This window comes from Pseudomonas phenolilytica (assembly GCF_021432765.1).
GTDB classification, from domain to species: Bacteria; Pseudomonadota; Gammaproteobacteria; order Pseudomonadales; family Pseudomonadaceae; genus Stutzerimonas; species Stutzerimonas phenolilytica.
This window is the reverse complement of record NZ_CP058908.1, coordinates 1,242,333-1,260,466: the sequence shown is the minus strand read 5'-3', so window position 1 is coordinate 1,260,466 and position 18,134 is coordinate 1,242,333. Positions and strand designations below refer to the sequence as shown.

The window sequence follows — 18,134 nt, the reverse complement described above, 5'->3', positions numbered from 1 at the left end:
ACCAAGGACCTTCATTTCCCATGAAACGCCGCCATCTGTTCGGTGCCGCCGCCCTGCTCGCCGGCCTGTTCCTCACCGGCTGCAAGGACGAGCAGGCGCCGGCCACGGGCCAGTCCGCCAGCGAACCGGCCAAGACCTATCAGTGGAAGATGGTCACCGCCTGGCCGAAGAACTACCCGGGCCTGGGCACCTCGGCCGAACGCCTGGCCGAACGCGTCACCACCATGAGCGGCGGCCGCCTGACCATCAAGGTCTATGCCGCCGGCGAGCTGGTGCCCGCGCTCGAGGTCTTCGACGCCGTCTCCCGGGGCACTGCCGCGCTAGGACACGGCGCTTCCTACTACTGGAAAGGCAAGGTGCCGACTGCGCAGTTCTTCACTTCGGTGCCGTTCGGTCTTTCCGCCATCGAAATGAACGCCTGGCTCAGCAAGGGTGGTGGTCAGGCACTCTGGGAAGAAGCCTATGCACCGTTCGAGGTGCTGCCGATGGTGGTCGGCAACAGCGGCATGCAGATGGGCGGCTGGTTCAACAAGGAAATCAACGCGTTGGACGACCTGCGCGGTCTGAAGATCCGTATGCCGGGCCTCGGCGGCGAAGTCCTCACGCGCCTCGGCGCGACCAGCGTCAACCTGCCCGGCGGCGAGGTGTTCACCGCGCTGCAGACCGGCGCGATCGACGCCACCGACTGGGTCAGCCCTTACAACGACCTGGCCTTCGGCCTGCACAAGGCGGCGCGCTACTACTATTACCCCGGCTGGCAGGAGCCGCAGGCGGTGCTGGAGCTGCTGGTCAATCAGAAAGCCTTCGACGAGCTGCCAGCGGACCTGCAGGCGATCCTCACCGAAGCGACCCGCGCCGCCAGCCGCGACATGCTCGACGACTACACCTATCACAACGCGCTGGCGCTCGATCAGCTCAAGCAGCAGGGCGTGGAGCTCAAGCGTTTCCCGGACGACGTGCTGCAAGCCATGCGCAACGAGGCCGAGCAGGTGCTCGGCGAGCTGGCGGCGCAGAGCGAGCTGAACGGCCGCATCTGGGCCTCGATGAAAGCCTTCCAGGCGCAAGCCGAAGCGATGCACGCGATTTCCGAAAAGGAACTCTACGACTGGCGCTGAGCCAGCCTCGCCGGCCGGCCGCACCCGCGGCGCGGCACGGCGCGACCAACCGCCGCACGCAAAAGCCGGTAACATTCTGCCCCTCGCCAACACCTGCCCAGCTCGGCAGGATGGCGCGCGTACCTCTTCATTTCATAGCGGGAACACTCAATGCAACGTGTGCTTAGCATTTTCATGGCGCTGTGTATCAGCCTGACCTTCGCGCTCGACGCCACGGCGGCCAAGCGCTTCGGCGGCGGCAAGAGCTTCGGCTCGGCACCGAGCCACCAGACGCGCCAGGCGCCTCAGCAGACCCAGGCCGCGCCGACCCAAGCCGGCAAACAAACCGCCGCTGCACCCAGCGGTGCTTCGCGCTGGCTCGGCCCGCTGGCCGGTCTCGCCGCCGGCGGCCTGCTCGCCTCGATGTTCATGGGCGACGGCTTCGAGGGCATCCAGTTCATGGATATCCTGATCTTCGGTCTGATTGCATTCCTGCTGTTCCGTTTCCTCGCCGCCCGTCGCCGCCAGCAGCAGCCGGCCATGGCCGGTCACGCGCCGATGCAGCGCGAGATGCCGCAGCAGCCGACCTCGATCTTCGGCGGCAGTGCGGCTCCGATTGCCGCCGCGCCGGTAATCAACGCGCCGGCCTGGTTCAACGAGCAGAACTTCGTCGCCGCGGCCCGCGAGCACTTCCTGGCGCTGCAGCAGCACTGGGACGCCAACGAGATGGACAAGATCGCCGAGTTCGTCACCCCGCAGCTGCTGGGCTTCCTCAAGCAGGAGCGCGCCGAGATCGGTGATGCCTATCAGTCGACCTATATCGACGATCTGCAAATCCAGCTCGAGGGCGTCGACGACAACGCCGAGAAGACGGTCGCCACGCTGACCTTCAGCGGCGTCGCCAAGACCTCGCGTTTCGACCAGGGCGAAGCGTTCAGCGAAAGCTGGCGCATGGAACGTGCCCAGGGTGAAAACCAGCCCTGGCTGGTGGCTGGTATCCGCCAGAACGCCTGAAGCGTATGACGACAAAAACCCGGGCTTGTCCCGGGTTTTTTTTGGGCGCTGTCGCGGTTAACAGCGAACAGCATGCGGTGCAATAACCAACGTCAGGTTCAGTGTTGCCGATGCTGTAAAGAACCTTTTTTTATTTCTTAATAAAAGGGAATTTAGGTTCATTCATCGCCAAAAAGTCTAATTAATTCTTCAATCCGTCCAGTCTTGGCTACACTGCCAGCAGGCGTCAGCGACGTACTGGCGCACGAGCCTGAAAGAAGGAGAACCACGATGGATATGAATCGTCGACAGTTCTTCAAGGTCTGCGGTGTAGGCCTTGGGGCGTCGAGCATGGCGGCGTTGGGGATGGCGCCGCCCACGGCTTACGCCGAGTCGATTCGGCATTTCAAGCTGACCAACACGCGGGAAACCCGTAACACCTGTCCTTACTGCTCGGTCGGCTGCGGCCTGATCATGTACAGCCAGGGCAGTGGCGGCAAGAACGTCTCCCAGAACATCATCCACATCGAAGGCGACGCCGACCATCCGGTCAACCGCGGCACGCTCTGCCCGAAAGGCGCCGGCCTGCTGGACTTTGTCCACAGCCCGAACCGCCTGCAGTACCCGGAAGTACGCGAGGCCGGCAGCAACGAGTGGAAGCGCATCGAGTGGGACGAAGCCCTCGACCGCATCGCCAAGCTGGTCAAAGAAGATCGCGACGCCAACTTCGTCGAACGCAACGACAAAGGCCAGACCGTCAATCGCTGGCTGACCACAGGATTTCTCGCCGCCTCGGCATCGTCCAACGAGGCCGGCTACATCACCCACAAGGTGGTTCGCTCACTCGGCATTCTGGCATTCGACAACCAAGCACGTGTCTGACACGGCCCGACGGTGGCAAGTCTTGCCCCGACGTTTGGCCGTGGCGCCATGACCAACCACTGGTCCGATATCAAGAATGCGGACCTGGTGTTGATCATGGGCGGCAATGCCGCCGAAGCGCATCCGTGCGGGTTCAAATGGGTGACCGAAGCCAAGGCCCACAACAAGGCACGGCTGGTCGTGGTCGATCCGCGCTTCACCCGTTCGGCCTCGGTGGCCGACTTCTATGCGCCGATCCGTACCGGGACCGACATCGCCTTCCTCGGCGGCCTGATCAACTACCTGCTGGAGAACGACAAGATCCAGCACGAGTACGTGCGCAACTACACGGACGTCTCGTTCATCGTGAAGGAAGGCTTCGGCTTCGAGAACGGCCTGTTCAACGGCTATGACGCCGACAAGCGCAGCTACCCGGACAAATCCTCCTGGGGCTACGAGCTGGACGAGCAGGGATTCGCCAAGGTCGATCCGACGCTGCAGCATCCGCGTTGCGTCTTCCAGCTGCTCAAGCAGCACTACAGCCGCTATACACCGGACGTGGTCAGCAACATCTGCGGCACACCGCAGGACAAGATGCTGAAGGTCTGGGAAACCATTGCCGAGACGTCCGCACCCGGCAAGGCGATGACCATCATGTACGCCCTGGGCTGGACCCAGCACTCGGTCGGCTCGCAGATGATCCGTACCGGTGCGATGGTGCAGTTGCTGCTGGGCAACATCGGTATGCCCGGTGGCGGCATGAACGCTCTGCGCGGTCACTCCAATATCCAGGGCCTGACCGACCTCGGCCTGCTGTCCAACCTGCTGCCGGGCTACCTCACCCTGCCCCAGGACGCGGAACAGGACTACGCGGCGTACATCACCAAGCGCACCGCCAAGCCGATCCGTCCCGGGCAACTGTCGTACTGGCAGAACTACGAGAAGTTCCACGTCAGCCTGATGAAGTCCTGGTATGGCGACAACGCCACGGCCGAGAACAACTGGGGCTACGACTGGCTGCCGAAGCTGGATATTCCCGGCTACGACGTCCTCAAGTACTTCGACATGATGTACCAGGGTCAGGTCAACGGTTACTTCTGTCAGGGCTTCAACCCGATCGCCTCGTTCCCCAACAAGGCGAAGGTCAGCGCGGCGCTGGCCAAGCTGAAGTTCCTCGTGATCATGGATCCGCTGGTCACCGAGACCAGCGAATTCTGGCGCAACGCCGGCGAGTTCAACGACGTCGACACCGCCAGCATCCAGACCACGGTGTTCCGTCTGCCAACCAGCTGCTTCGCCGAGGAAGACGGTTCGCTGGTCAACAGCGGGCGCTGGCTGCAATGGCACTGGAAAGCGGCCGAGCCGCCGGCACAGGCCAGAACCGACGTGATGATCATGGGCGGCCTGTTCCATCGCCTGCGCGAGATGTATCGCAAGGAAGGCGGCGCCTACGCTGAACCGCTGCTCAACATCGACTGGCCCTATCTGCGCCCCGACGAGCCGAGCAGCGAGGAAATCGCCCGCGAGTTCAGCGGCAAGGCGCTGGCCGACGTGACCGATCCGGCCACGGGCGCGGTGCTGGCCAAGGCCGGCGAACAACTGGCCGGCTTCGGTCAGCTGCGTGCCGACGGCACGACCGCCAGCGGCTGCTGGATCTGGTGCGGTGCCTGGACCCAGGCTGGTAACCAGATGGCCCGACGCGATAACGCCGACCCGTATGGCATGGGCCAGACTCTCGGCTGGGCCTGGGCGTGGCCGGCCAACCGGCGCATCCTCTACAACCGCGCCTCGGCCGACGTCTCCGGCAAGCCGTGGGATCCGGAGAAGAAGCGCCTGGTGTGGTGGAACGGCAAGAGCTGGGGCGGCACCGACGTGCCGGACTTCAAGGTCGACTCGCCACCGGAAGCCGGCATGAACCCGTTCATCATGAACCCGGAAGGCGTGGCACGACTGTTCGCCGTGGACAAGATGAACGAGGGGCCCTTCCCCGAGCACTACGAGCCGTTCGAAACGCCGATCGGGCGCAACCCCATGCACCCGGACAATCCGCAGGCCATCAGCAACCCGGCCGCGCGGGTTTTCAAGAACGACATGGAGCTGTTCGGCACCGCGGAGGAATTCCCCTACGCGGCGACCACCTATCGTCTGACCGAGCACTTCCACTTCTGGACCAAGCATTGCCGACTCAATGCGATCACCCAGCCCGAGCAGTTCGTCGAAATCGGCGAAGTGCTGGCCAAGGAACTGGGCATCGCCGCGGGCGAACGGGTCAAGGTGTCGTCCAACCGCGGCTACATCAAGGCGGTTGCGGTGGTGACCAAGCGCATCAAGCCATTGACGGTGGACGGCAAGACCGTGCACCAGATCGGCATCCCGCTGCACTGGGGCTTCGCCGGGCTGGCGCGCAACGGCTACCTGACCAATACGCTCACGCCGTTCGTCGGTGACGCGAACACCCAAACGCCGGAGTTCAAGTCGTTCCTGGTCAACGTGGAGAAGGCATGATGGCTACTCAAGACGTGATTGCCCGCTCCGCCACGACCACCGAGCGGCCGTCGATCCGCGAGATCGGCGAAGTGGCGAAGCTGATCGACACCTCCAAGTGCATCGGCTGCAAGGCCTGCCAGGTCGCCTGTTCGGAATGGAACGACCTGCGTGACGAGGTTGGCACCAGCCCGGGAACCTACGATAACCCGATCGACCTCACCGCCGAGTCGTGGACGGTGATGAAGTTCGCCGAGTACGAGAACCCGGACAGCGGCAACCTCGAATGGCTGATCCGCAAGGACGGCTGCATGCATTGTGCCGAGCCGGGCTGCCTCAAGGCATGCCCGAGTCCCGGCGCGATCGTGCAGTACGCCAACGGCATCGTCGACTTCAACCAGGACAAGTGCATCGGCTGCGGCTACTGCATCACCGGCTGTCCGTTCAACATTCCGCGCATCTCCGAGAAGGACAAGAAGGCCTACAAGTGCACGCTGTGCTCCGACCGCGTTTCGGTCGGCCTGGAGCCGGCCTGCGTGAAGACCTGTCCAACCGGCGCCATCGTCTTCGGCAGCAAGGAGGATATGAAGGAACATGCCGCCGGACGAATCGCCGACCTGAAGGAGCGTGGCTTCGACAAGGCCGGCCTGTACGACCCGGACGGCGTGGGCGGTACGCACGTGATGTACGTCCTGCACCACGCCGACCAGCCGTCCCTGTACAGCGCCCTGCCCAACGAGCCGACCATCAGTCCGCTGGTCAGCCTGTGGAAAGGCATCACCAAGCCGCTGGCCCTGCTCGGCATGGGCGCGGCGGTGCTGGCCGGGTTCTTCCATTACACGCGTGTCGGTCCGGTGCGCGTCGAGGAGGAGTCCGAGGGCGAACTCAGCGAACCGGTCGTGCACAAGGTCGATCCGACGGTGCATGTGGTCGATCCGAAGGAGCCTCGTCCCTGACGAATGCGGCCCTGTACGCAGGGCCGTCTTTCCCGGGGCTGCCGAATGCTCAAGGAGCCAGCTATGAATAACCAAATCGAACGCTACACACCGTCCCAGCGATCCAATCACTGGGCCGTCGCCATCCTCTTCGTGCTCGCCGCACTGTCGGGGCTGGCGCTGTTCCATCCGGCGCTGTTCGGCCTTTCCGGGCTGTTCGGCGGCGGCACCTGGACGCGCATCCTGCATCCGTTCATCGGCGTGGCGATGTTCGTGCTGTTCCTGGTGCTGGCGCTGCGCTTTGCCGGGCATAACCGCATCGAGCCGCGCGATCGCCAGTGGCTGCGGCAGATCGGCGACGTGGTGAACAACCGCGAAGACCGGTTGCCGGAAGTGGGGCGCTACAACGCCGGGCAGAAGCTGCTGTTCTGGACGCTGATCGTCTGCATGCTGGTGCTGCTGCTCAGCGGCATCGTCATCTGGCGGGAGTACTTCGCTGGCGCGTTCGGCATCGTCACGCTGCGCTGGGCGAGCCTGCTGCACGCCGCGGCCGCGTTCGTGCTGATCGTCAGCATCATCGTGCACATCTACGCCGCGATCTGGCTGAAGGGTTCGATGGGCGCCATGCTCTACGGCACGGTCAGCCGTGCCTGGGCGCGCAAGCACCATCGGGCCTGGTACCGCGAGATCAACGAGCGCAAGTAAGCCCCGCGCCGCATCGCTGCGGCCGCCGGCGAATACCGTTGGCGGCCGCCGTGCGCTTTACGCATGCAGCAACCCCCACGGGCTATGCTGTCCCGCAACGCCATAAGAAAAGGAGTCCTGCGTGGCAGGCACCATTCTCGAACCCGGGCAGATCGAAGCCGCTGCCAGCAAACCCCCTTTCCTCAACCTGCCGCCGCGCGAGCTGTTCATCCTGCGCGCCGAGCGCCTGGACAAACTTGCCCTCGACCATCCGCTGGGCGATTACCTGCGACTGCTGGCCGGGGTCTGCCGCGCGCAGCAGCAGGTGCTCGATAACCCCCCCACACTGCCGGCGCTGGACGCCCACCGCACCCGTGAATGCCTGACGCACGGCCTGCCGCCGCTGGCAGCCGACACGCTGGTCCGCGAGGATGCCTGGCTTGCGATGCTCGACGCCTGGCTCGATGCGTTCGGCACGCCGGACAATCCGGCCGTTGCCGCCGCGCTGGAACAGCTGCGCGATGCCGATGCCGGCCAGCGCAAGGCCTGGGCCGTGGCGCTGATCAGCGGCCAGTACGACAGCCTGCCGGCGGCACTGGTGCCGTTCCTCGGTGCCGCGCTGCAGGTCGCCTGGACTCATCAGGCGCTGTCGCTCGATTCGACCGCCGTGCGCGAGCGCGAAGATCAGACGCATTGCCCCTGCTGTGGCGCACTGCCGATGGCCGGCGTGATCCGCCACCGTGGCCAGCTCAACGGCCTGCGCTACCTGGTCTGCTCGCTGTGCTCCAGCGAGTGGCACTATGTGCGCCTGAAATGCAGCCACTGCCGCAGCACCAAGAAGCTCGACTACCTGCATTTCGAGGGCTCGCCACACGGCGTCAAGGCCGAAGTCTGTCCGTCCTGCAATGGCTATCTCAAACAACTCTATCTGGAGCTGGCGGCGGATGGCGAAACGCTGTCAGCCGATCTCGCCACGCTGGACCTCGACATGCTGCTGGCCGAGCAGGGCTTCCAGCGCATGGCGCCCAATCTGCTGCTGGCGCCGGGCGGCGAAGGATGAGCAGCGCTCATCTGCCTTCGGTCGACCGGCTGCTGCGCGCTCCGGCCTGCCAGCCGCTGCAGCAACGCTATGGCCGTCAGGCGCTGCTCAACACCCTGCGCGACCTGCTCGACGAGCTGCGCGAGCCAGCCCGCAACGGCCAGCTCGCCGCGCTGGAGCTGTCCGAGGCGGTGCTCGCCGGGCGTGCCGGTGAACGCCTGGCCAGCCAGCACCGCAGCCGCGTGCGCCGCGTGTTCAATCTCACCGGCACGGTGCTGCACACCAACCTCGGCCGCGCGCTGCTACCGGACGAGGCCATCGAGGCGATCACCCTCGCCGCGCGCTATCCGCTCAACCTGGAATTCGACCTGTCGACTGGCAAGCGCGGCGATCGCGACGATCTGATCGAAGGCTTGATCCGCGAGCTGACCGGCGCCGAGGCCGTCACCGTGGTCAACAACAACGCCGCCGCCGTGCTGCTGGCCTTGAACAGCCTTGGCGCGCGCAAGGAAGGCATCATCTCCCGCGGCGAACTGATCGAGATCGGCGGCGCCTTCCGCATCCCCGACATCATGGCGCGCGCCGGCGTGAAGCTGGTCGAAGTCGGCACCACCAACCGCACCCACGCCAAGGATTACGAAGCGGCGATCACCCCGCGCTCGGGCCTGCTGATGCGCGTGCACACCAGCAACTACAGCGTGCAGGGCTTCACCGCCAGCGTCGCCACCCGCGCGCTGGCCGACATCGCCCACGCCCACGATCTGCCGCTGCTGGAAGACCTGGGCAGCGGCAGCCTCGTCGACCTTTCGCGCTGGGGCCTGCCGAAGGAGCCCACCGTGCAGGAAGCGCTGCGCGACGGTGCCGACATCGTCACCTTCAGCGGCGACAAACTGCTCGGCGGTCCCCAGGCGGGGCTTATCGTCGGCAGTCGCGAGCTGATCGCGAAGATCAAGAAGAACCCGCTCAAGCGCGCCCTGCGCGTCGACAAGCTGACCCTTGCCGCACTGGAAGCGGTGCTCAACCTCTATCGCGACCCCGATCGCCTGGCCGAGCGCCTCACCAGCCTGCGCCTGCTCAGCCGCGCGCAGGCCGAGATCCGTGTCCAGGCCGAACGCATCGCCCCGGCGCTGGCCACCGTGCTCGGTGAAACCTGGCAGGTCGCGGTAACCGACGCGCTCGGCATGATCGGCAGCGGCGCCCAGCCGGTGGCACGCCTGCCCAGCGCCGCGCTGTGCATTCGCCCGCAGCAACCCAAGCGCCTGCGCGGCCGCAGCCTGCGCCAGCTGGAAGAAGCGCTGCGCTGCCTGCCGATTCCGGTGCTCGGGCGCATTGACGACGACGCGCTCTGGCTCGACCTGCGCCAGCTCGACGACGAGCCGGCCTTTCTCCAGCAACTGGTGCAACTGCAAGAGGAGCTGGCGATTTGATCGTCGGTACCGCCGGCCATATCGACCATGGCAAAACCGCGCTGCTCAAGGCACTGACCGGCCAGCAGGGCGACCGACGGCGCGAGGAACGCGAGCGCGGCATCACCATCGACCTCGGCTATGCCTATGCCGACCTGGGGGAAGGCACGCTGACCGGCTTCATCGACGTGCCCGGCCACGAGCGCTTCATCCACAACATGCTCGCCGGCGCCAGCGGTATCGATTGTCTGCTGCTGGTGGTCGCCGCCGATGACGGCGTGATGCCGCAGACCCGCGAGCACCTGGCCATCGTCGAGCTACTCGGCATTCGCCGCGCACTGGTCGCGTTGACCAAGATCGACCGTGTCGAGGCCGAACGCATCGCTACGGTGCGCCGGCAGATCGACGACCTGCTGGCCAGCGGGCCGCTGGCCGGCGCGCCGGTCTTCCCAGTGTCCAGCGTCACCGGCCACGGCATCGATGCCCTGCGCACGGCGCTGGTCGCCGAGGCCGCCCGCGCCGAAGCGCGTGGCACCGACGGACATTTCCGTCTCGCCATCGATCGCGCCTTCAGCGTCAGCGGCACCGGCGTGGTGGTCACCGGCACCGCCTTCGCCGGGCGCGTGCAGGTCGGCGATGAGCTGCAGCTCAGCCCGAGCGGCCGCAGCGTTCGCGTGCGCGGCCTGCATGCGCAGAACCGCGAAGCCGGGCAGGCCCACGCCGGCCAGCGCGTAGCGCTGAACCTGGCCGGCGAGCGGCTGGCGGTCGAACAGATTCATCGCGGCGACTGGCTGCTGCGACCGCTGCTGCATGCGCCGACCCAGCGCATCGATATCCAGTTCCAGCTGCTGCCCGGCGAGGTCCACGAACTCCGGCACTGGACCCCGGTGCACGCCCACCTCGGCGCGCAGGACGTTACCGCACGCATCGCCCTGCTCGAAGGCGAAAGCCTCGCGCCCGGCGCATGGATGTTCGCCCAACTGCTGCTCAACGCGCCGATCCACGCCGTACACGGCGACCGCATCGTGCTGCGCGACCAGTCGGCCCAGCGCACCCTCGGCGGCGGCCGGGTGCTCGATCCCTTCGCCCCGCCACGCAACCGCCGGCGCGAAGCACGTCTGGCACAACTACGCGCACTCGAGGCCACCTCGCTGGAACAGGCCCTGCCCGGCCTGTTGGCCGAAGCCCACAACGGCCTCGAACCGCAGGCTCTGGAGCGCCAGTTCAACCGCCCGCGTGATGGCTGGCAGCTGCCGGCCAGCGCAGTGGAGATCGCCACGCGCCAGGGCCCGCGGCTGTTCGATCAACAACGCTGGCAAACCCTCGGCTCGCTACTGCTCGCCGCCCTGCAGCGCTTTCACGAGGAGCAGCCCGACGAACTCGGACCGGATCGCGACCGCCTGCGCCGCTTCGCGCTGCCGCAGCTGGAGCGACCGGTATTCCTCGCCCTGCTCGAGCAGGCCCTCTGCGCCGGCGAGATCGCCAGCAGCGGCCCCTGGCTGCATCGCCCCGACCATCAGGTCCGCTTGACCGCGCAGGAAGAAGCGCTGAAGGCGCGGCTCTGGCCGCTGCTGGAAGCCGGCCGGTTCGACCCGCCCTGGGTCCGCGACCTCGCCAGCGCGCTCGGCGCTGAAGAAATGCAGACGCGCCAGCTGCTGCGCAAGCTCGCCCGCCTCGGCCTACTGCAACAGGTGGTCAAGGACCTGTTCTACCCCGAGCCCACCATTCGCCAGCTCGCCGGGCATGCCCTGCAGCTCGAAGCGAAAAGCGGCGTGATCCGCGCCGCCGCCTTCCGCGACCAGATCCAACTCGGTCGCAAACGCAGCATCCAACTGCTCGAACACTTCGACCGCATCGGCTTCACCCGCCGCTTCGGCAACGAACGCAAAATCCGCCACGACAACGCCTTGGCGACAGACGCACCGCTCGGGTAGTCTGGCAACCGTTCTGCTGACCTATCGGTCAGCATGACCCTTCAAAAGGAAGGCAATCGCAGCCGGTGCTGCGGCCGGGCTTCAAATCCTGTTTTTGCATTGTCTGTCAAAGGCTTATGCTGGACAACAATGGCGTTTAAGCTGATCGGAAGGTCGGCGTCGACGTTATCTTTGGACTCTTTTGGACTTCGCTTTCGACACTTTTTCGACACAGGTCACCGCTTGTCATCTTTCTTCAAACCCTCGGTTGACAGGGCAGTGATCGGCTGTAGAATGAAATCCGAGGACTGCAAACGCGCATTGGTAGGCTTGGTTTTCCAGTATTGACCCCCTACCGTTCGGCAGCAGAGAACTGGCTATCTCTGCGGTAGTGACGATTGAAGCCATGACCGCTGAAAATCGACTTCTGACCCCATGAGCTAAAGAAGTGCTGCGACTACCCCTCAGAATACAAAAGCACCCTAATGGGTGCTTTTTTTTTAGCTAGTCACTCCGATGAACACGCCGTTAGCTTGGCGTTTTGGATAGGCTGTTACCACGTAATAACCGAACCCACTTCTATCGGAACGGGGCTCAACCACTAGCAGCCCGTAGTGGCTTCTTAGTACGTTTAACCGTCTCTGCCTTGATCTATCATGGATATCACAATAGATGGCGGTCCCAGGCTGCGTTAGATGTGCGACGTAAAGAGCCACGTCCTCCGGCGTTAGGTATCCTAGTTTCTTCAAGTCGTATTCATGAGCCTGCCAAATATGAATGGCGCCATAACCTTGAAGCTTTCGGCCATTCTCCCAATGATCGCCCTTACGCAGATAAATGTGGCCTTCTTTTACTGAGTGCTGCTTAAATTCAGGGATTACCCCAAAAGAAACGTCACCCTTCGGGTGCATAATTAGATCATTTTTATTTAATGAGTTTAATAAAATCACTGGAGTCGCTCAAGACAACTGGCTGTTCAGCTGATAAATTGCCACAACGCTAAAACGTTGCCTTTGAGCGCTTTATCAATCCAAGAAAATCTAAGTGGCCTACTTGAGGCTTTAATAACGCGCACACGGCAGGGATTTTATATTTCCGCATATCGGCAGGAAGGGTATTCTGCTTGGACTCGTTAGAGACAAGCTCGTAGCTTAGTGCTTTGGCAGTAGCGATGATGAAAATATCGCTTTCGCCCACGCCGGTTCCGTACTGATCATTTCTTATCCCAAGCGACGCCTTGATAGATCCCGCTATATGTACAATCGCATTGCTCGGAGTAACCACATCCACTTCATTTTGATCAAGCCAATCGGCACACTCGGGATTTTTATCCCGCACTTCCTTATAAGCTGCAAATGGAATACAAACCGCCTTTATTGCTATCTGACTACCAAACCAATTCCATAGGCCCGGAAACTGTTCTGGCGGATAATTATCCCATGCATGAATCATCGAAGACGCATCAAGAACCAGCATAATGGTCCTCTAACTTATGCAAATCATTAATTCTTAATCCATCAAGATATGTGCTTGCCTTCGATAAGGTAATGTTTTTGGCACTTAATGAATCTAGGACGGTGCGTACAAATCGGTCGCCAAAGATATTCTTTGGCTCCCGATGTCGATACATGCGAGGCGCCACAGCGCTTTCAACCGGAGGCAAGCTGCTTCGCCAATTGCGATACGCGGTGTACTCATGTCGTTCAAGCCTACCGCTATCAAGCAACCTTCTTAATATTAATTCTGTACTAACGCCCCACCTTCGTTTTTGGGGATACAGCCAGTTCTCGAACTCGGAGGCTTCATCGGGCTTCGAGCTGTCCACTATTTCTTTGAGAAAGCTATCTGGAACAAGGACTTTTCCCGCGAAAGAATTTGCTTCGCTCTCTGGCCCATCGATAGACCAAAGATCATCATCGTCATCTATGGTGCTTTTACGATGAAGCAGTATATGCCCTAGCTCATGCATAAGTGTGAAAGTTTGCCTAGCATCAAACTCTTGCTTTCTAACAAAAATTATAGGGCACACATTGTCATAGAGAGAAAAGCCTAGAATTTGGCTTTCTTTCGGGACTTGCCACTTTCCGTTATAGCCATTACTCCGAAACGCAAGAATGCCTTTTCGCTCAATAGCCGATCGATAACCTTCAAAGGAGTTCTCGTTCGATAGCCCAAGCCAAGCTCGCGCCACAGTTGCCGCAAGATTGATATCTTTAGGCATATCTGGCGGGCAGAAAGGAACGTTGACGTACCCAAGTTCTTCTCTAAGACCTAAATAGATTTCTCGTTGCTTTTCCGCCCGCTCGATAAGCGACCTCAGTCTTAGAGATATACCTGGCTTTTGATTAGTTATTGTTCTGAAGGCTGGCGTGTGTACATGCTCTATCTCAACCGGTGACTCGTCTAGGAAAAATAGAACTCCACGACCAAAGTAATCAGCAACCCGGTTTAACTGCGGAAAAGTAAGATCCAGTCGTCCAGCTATAGCCTTTTCTAAGCTAGCCGGAGATATGGAGGTAGCAGAAGCGAGGTCAGCAATGCTCATTCCGGCATCATCACAACACCAGAGCACTCTTCCGTAATTTATGCCTGTGATCCGTTCCACTTGCTCGCCGCCATTTTAGAACTCAATGCATAAGGCGCTTATATCGTCCCAGCTAACCTTATAACCTGCTGCCTTCAATTCCTTTATCAGGTTGTCTAAAAGTCGATCTAGATCTTCGTCGACGATTCCCCCGTCTAGGTGGAGGTCATCAAGGCGTGCAATAGCACGGCTATGTCCCAGCCTTACAGCTCTGGCAATTGCTTCAATTGCCCGCTTACGCACGATATCAGGAATGCCGCTCCGGGCCATCAGAGCCAATTCCCGAGCACGTTCCGCCCGCATCAGCGGGGAAGCAACACCGCCGGCGAGAAAGCTTGCCTCAATTCTTGCAACCAACTCAGCGTTCAAAGATCGCCCAGCCGCCTTCGCCGCGTTCTCTGCGAGAACGCGTAACTCATGGGGCATACGTAGCTTGAACTGCGGGTCTTCTCTACTCATTTTCGCATGATGGATCACGGTGGTCTTGACGGCAATGGAACCACCGTGGTTCTATTTGGACCACGGTGATCCCTTGGAGCATATTGCCATGGATATAGAGGATGAATTTGGTTCGAAACTACTAGTCGCACCACCGGTTATGCCGTGGCGCCAGTTCGCTACATGGATACGCATGGATGCCGAGCAAAACATCGTTTGGGGGTGGATACGTCAGGGCTATATACCGTCGTACAAGGTAGGTAAGCACGTAATGGTTAATGTGGCCCTTCTGCAGCAGCAACTTCTGGAGCAGGAGTGGACGCTATGAGCAAGGCGCAGGACAGCCTCGACCTGTGCAGCCTCGAGACCTTCGCCGAAATGGGCGGGGTATCCATCGAAGAGGCCGCCGACTGGGCCGCCACCGGCACCATCCCAACGATGCGCCTCGCGGATCTCCGCATGGTCAATCTCGCGCGCCTGCGGGCCGACCTGAAGAAAGGCAAAATGGAGTTCAAGGAAGGAGACTACAGCCATGCGTAAGCCCGGCATCACCCTGGATACCCAAGCCGCCATGGGCTACATCGGCCAGACCGTTCTCGTTGAGCTGCACTGGGATGATGAGCCGGAATCCTACTGGTACTGCCTGCATATCGTCGGCGTGATGCTGCCCGTTGAAGGCGTGTATGAGCACGGCTGCTTTATGACTCTGGAGCTGAACGCCCAGGACGAATTTCCCAACGAAGTGTTCTTCTCGAACATTCGCACGATCAGGGCGATGCGGCACCGCGACCGGCATGGTTCCGGCAACGTACTGGGCCGTATCGCCCTGCCCAACTCTGCAAGGTCAAGGGCCGCGCTCCCGGCTCGTCGGAACAGCTTCACCGTTCCGGCGAACGGAAGCACGGGCGCAGCGCACCCTTGACCCTGCACGACTATGAAAAGCCTATCGCGGGGAGTGTGGGGTAGCTTTTCCACCCCACGCTCCCGAGCCCTCGGCGGCAAGAGCGGGATGACAAGGGCAGCGCCCTTGGTGTTATTCGTCCTCGCGCGCCGCGCCTATTCCTGCCTTCCGCACCTGCTTCTCGGGCTGGCCAGCCTCGTGCTCTGCATCGCCCTTGCCGGCACCCCGCCGCCTGAACGTCCCTACCTCCCGCCATTCACCCAGGAACAACCCTGCCTGGAAGACCCAATCGAGCTCTTCATCGACGCCGTTACTGCATGGCAGCTAATGAGCGCGCGCTCGGCTGCACAGCTCTACGCCGAGCGGAGCGAGCGCGTTGCCTGTGCCGGCGTGCGCGCGCCGCCCCGCTGACGTCCCTGTAGCACGTCAGATAAAACCAGCTGAAACCATCCGTTATTGGACATTGTTGGAGATTCAAGAATGAGCGTTAAAGACCAAGCGAGGCTTGATCGTCAAAGCGGAGTTCCGTCGAAGCACGGCCGGTTGTTTGTCGATCCGGGCACGGCGGCGATGACCGATCTGTCGAAGGTTCGTCTGCTGCGTTGCGGCGTCGATACGGTCCGCCAGCTGTATCGCGGGCTAATCCGCCCGGAAATCATGGCGCTATTCGAGAAGCCGGGCGCAATGGTCGAGTTTGCCGGGGAGATCTGGCACTCGGGGCGAGTGGGCCGGGACTCGGGCTACCAGTACAAGCTACAGAACGCCGATCTCGGTTTCGTCCTGCTGATCAAGAACTTCAACGCGAAGCTGGAGCAGATCGGCCCGCATCTGAAGATCGAAGTCTCACCGCACGCCATCGACGCGCTGTCGCCTGAGCGTCTGCAAGAGCGGATGGACTACTACGCGGCGGCTGTAATGACCAATCGCGAACGCAACCAATGTGCGGTCCACCTGGCGTTGGACCTGCAAGGCTGGACGCCTCCCGCCGATCTGACTGCCCGGATGCACTGCCGCGCACGCGCCAACCGCGATATCTCCGGCATCAAAGAAATCCAATGGACTATGGAAGCTGCCACTTATGGCAAGGGTCAATCGTTCCTGTTCGGCTCTGCCGGTGGCGTACAACTCGGCATCTACAACAAGACCCTTCAGGCTCGCGCCCAAGACAAGCTGGATTATTGGGAAAGCGTCTGGCGTCGCCGTGATTCGTTCGATGCTGAAGACCCGGACAACTACGATCCGGCTCAAGAAGTGTGGCGCGTCGAGCTGCGCTACCACCATTCGGTCATCCAGCAATTCGCTAGCGGCTCGGTGGATGTGAAAACCGGTGAGGCCATTAATACGGACTCGTTTGCGGCGTTCTCGGCGCATCTGGAAGGGCTGTGGCGCTATGGCCTGGGGCAATTCAAGCTGCTCGCCCGCCCTGGCTATTACGAACCACTTTGGACGCTGATTCGCGACGATGTGCGGGTCGATCTGCCAGTCGATTCCCTGGTCGATGAAACGCAGTACAAGCGGTACTACAAAACCTCGCGCGGCTTCTCGGGCAAGAACGTGGAACTGTTCCTGGGAAACTTCGTAAGCCTGCTGGCACGGGAGCGGGTGGGCGCTAAGAAGGCATTCGAGACGCTTCAGCAATGGGAATGCTGGCCGGTGATTCGCGATCACTACGCCTCGAAGGATATGACCGAACGCGACCTGTACAAGCACATAAAGAACCTGCTTCAAGAGCGGCATGTGAGGTGGGGGCGCGCTGTTTAATGGCGATTCAGCAACTGCCGGACGGTCGTTGGCGGGTCGATGTTGAACCGATCAAGGGCAAGCGCTTCCGCAAGACGTTCAAGACCAAGGGCGAGGCCCAGCGCTTCGAGGCAACCTGTCGATCCAAGCTGATCGAAAGCCCGCAGTGGTCACCCAAGCCAAAGGATCGCCGCCGCCTCTCCGAGCTGGTGGATTGCTGGGGTCGCCTGCATGGCGGGTCGCTGGCCGATTACGAAGGGCGTCGCGTCATTCTGGATCGCATGGTTGAACGCCTGAGGGACCCGGTAGCGGTTACGTTCACGGCGACGGACTTCGCGGAGTACCGCGCGAAGCGGATCGCGTCAGGCATCAGCCCTAAAACGCTGAACAATGAACTCTCCTACCTGCGTGCGCTGTTCAATGAGCTGCGGCGACTCGGAGAAATCGAGTTCGAGAATCCGCTAAGCCTGCTCCGAGCGATCCGGCTGCAAGAGCGGGAACTGTCCTACCTGAATGCTCAGCAGATCGACCGATTGTTCCAGGTGCTGCGAAGCATGACGCACCCGCATGTCGAGCTGATCGCCATGATCTGTCTGGTGACGGGTTGCCGGTGGGGTGAAGCGCAGGGTCTGACGCTCAGCCGGGTTGGCGACGGGATGCTCCAGTTCGTGAACACGAAGTCGAAGCGGCGTCGGGTGGTGCCGATCGATACGAAGCTGGCCGACCGTATTCGCGATCACCTGCGGGTGCATGGCGCATTCAGCAACTGTCGGGATCGGTTCGATGATGCTGTCTCGCGTGCTGGCCTCGGATTGCCGGCCGGACAAAAGTCGCACGTCCTGCGGCACACCTTCGCCTCCCACTTCATCGCGAACGGTGGCAACATACTGACTCTGCAAAAGATTTTGGGTCATTCGTCCTTGGCGATGACAATGCGCTATGCGCACCTGTCACCCGATCATCTGCAAGACGTGTTAGCGTTTGGGCCTGCTAGGGATTTTCGACACTTCTTCGACACTCCCGCTTCTGAGCCCCAAACGGCGCACGAAAAATCGTTGTAAA

General features: G+C 61.7%; 17 protein-coding genes. 14 read left to right on the top strand and 3 right to left on the bottom strand.

What is annotated here, in order from left to right; translation table 11 throughout:
- The first annotated feature begins 20 nt into the window (after positions 1-20).
- The 8 genes from HU825_RS06040 (at position 21) to selB (ending at position 11,430) form a co-directional block, all read left to right on the top strand.
- Entirely contained in the window at positions 21-1,115 is a 1,095-nt protein-coding gene (locus HU825_RS06040) for a TRAP transporter substrate-binding protein (protein ID WP_234303123.1), read from the top strand.
- Positions 1,116-1,265: 150 nt separating this feature from the next.
- Positions 1,266-2,108, top strand: a complete 843-nt coding sequence (locus HU825_RS06035; RefSeq protein ID WP_234303122.1) for a Tim44 domain-containing protein — start codon at positions 1,266-1,268, stop codon at positions 2,106-2,108.
- A gap of 270 nt (positions 2,109-2,378) precedes the next feature.
- Positions 2,379-5,453 (top strand): formate dehydrogenase-N subunit alpha, encoded by a 3,075-nt coding sequence (fdnG, locus tag HU825_RS06030; RefSeq protein ID WP_152947568.1) that lies wholly within the window; start codon positions 2,379-2,381, stop codon positions 5,451-5,453.
- Positions 5,453-6,388, top strand: a complete 936-nt coding sequence (fdxH, locus tag HU825_RS06025; protein ID WP_054094137.1) for a formate dehydrogenase subunit beta — start codon at positions 5,453-5,455, stop codon at positions 6,386-6,388. The genes fdnG and fdxH overlap by 1 nt, the downstream gene beginning before the upstream one ends.
- 63 nt (positions 6,389-6,451) lie before the next feature.
- Positions 6,452-7,072, top strand: a complete 621-nt coding sequence (locus tag HU825_RS06020) for a formate dehydrogenase subunit gamma (protein WP_008567270.1) — start codon at positions 6,452-6,454, stop codon at positions 7,070-7,072.
- Positions 7,073-7,193: 121 nt separating this feature from the next.
- Entirely contained in the window at positions 7,194-8,111 is a 918-nt protein-coding gene (gene fdhE, locus HU825_RS06015; RefSeq protein ID WP_234303121.1) for a formate dehydrogenase accessory protein FdhE, read from the top strand.
- Positions 8,108-9,517, top strand: coding sequence for an L-seryl-tRNA(Sec) selenium transferase (gene selA / locus HU825_RS06010; RefSeq protein WP_077682839.1), 1,410 nt, complete (start codon positions 8,108-8,110; stop codon positions 9,515-9,517). Before fdhE ends, selA begins: the two co-directional genes overlap by 4 nt.
- Complete coding sequence (selB, locus tag HU825_RS06005; RefSeq protein WP_234303120.1) at positions 9,514-11,430, top strand: selenocysteine-specific translation elongation factor; 1,917 nt, start codon at positions 9,514-9,516, stop codon at positions 11,428-11,430. The genes selA and selB overlap by 4 nt, the downstream gene beginning before the upstream one ends.
- Before the next feature lie 978 nt (positions 11,431-12,408).
- Here the strand turns inward: selB and HU825_RS06000 are convergent.
- The 3 genes from HU825_RS06000 to HU825_RS05990 all read right to left on the bottom strand — a co-directional run bounded on the left by HU825_RS06000 (position 12,409) and on the right by HU825_RS05990 (position 14,452).
- On the bottom strand, positions 12,409-12,885 hold the full coding sequence (locus HU825_RS06000) for a DUF4411 family protein (RefSeq protein ID WP_234303119.1): 477 nt from the start codon (positions 12,883-12,885) through the stop codon (positions 12,409-12,411).
- A complete protein-coding gene (locus HU825_RS05995; protein ID WP_234303118.1) occupies positions 12,872-13,954 on the bottom strand; it encodes an ImmA/IrrE family metallo-endopeptidase in 1,083 nt (360 codons plus the stop codon). Before HU825_RS05995 ends, HU825_RS06000 begins: the two co-directional genes overlap by 14 nt.
- 75 nt (positions 13,955-14,029) lie before the next feature.
- Positions 14,030-14,452, bottom strand: coding sequence for an Arc family DNA-binding protein (locus tag HU825_RS05990; RefSeq protein WP_234303117.1), 423 nt, complete (start codon positions 14,450-14,452; stop codon positions 14,030-14,032).
- 88 nt (positions 14,453-14,540) lie between these two features.
- Between HU825_RS05990 and HU825_RS05985 the strand changes: the two genes are divergently transcribed.
- The 6 genes from HU825_RS05985 (at position 14,541) to HU825_RS05960 (ending at position 18,133) form a co-directional block, all read left to right on the top strand.
- Complete coding sequence (locus HU825_RS05985) at positions 14,541-14,759, top strand: DNA-binding protein (protein ID WP_234303375.1); 219 nt, start codon at positions 14,541-14,543, stop codon at positions 14,757-14,759.
- Positions 14,756-14,971, top strand: coding sequence for a hypothetical protein (locus HU825_RS05980; RefSeq protein ID WP_234303116.1), 216 nt, complete (start codon positions 14,756-14,758; stop codon positions 14,969-14,971). Before HU825_RS05985 ends, HU825_RS05980 begins: the two co-directional genes overlap by 4 nt.
- Positions 14,964-15,353 carry a hypothetical protein gene (locus HU825_RS05975; RefSeq protein WP_234303115.1) on the top strand — a complete coding sequence of 130 codons (390 nt, stop codon included), beginning with the start codon at positions 14,964-14,966 and terminating at the stop codon, positions 15,351-15,353. Before HU825_RS05980 ends, HU825_RS05975 begins: the two co-directional genes overlap by 8 nt.
- Positions 15,354-15,461: 108 nt before the next feature.
- Positions 15,462-15,743 (top strand): hypothetical protein, encoded by a 282-nt coding sequence (locus tag HU825_RS05970; RefSeq protein ID WP_234303374.1) that lies wholly within the window; start codon positions 15,462-15,464, stop codon positions 15,741-15,743.
- 69 nt (positions 15,744-15,812) lie between these two features.
- The gene (locus HU825_RS05965; protein ID WP_234303114.1) at positions 15,813-17,093 is read left to right on the top strand and encodes a hypothetical protein; all 1,281 of its coding nucleotides are present in this window, start codon (positions 15,813-15,815) and stop codon (positions 17,091-17,093) included.
- Entirely contained in the window at positions 17,093-18,133 is a 1,041-nt protein-coding gene (locus HU825_RS05960; RefSeq protein WP_008567253.1) for a phage integrase, read from the top strand. Before HU825_RS05965 ends, HU825_RS05960 begins: the two co-directional genes overlap by 1 nt.
- Position 18,134: the final 1 nt, after the last annotated feature.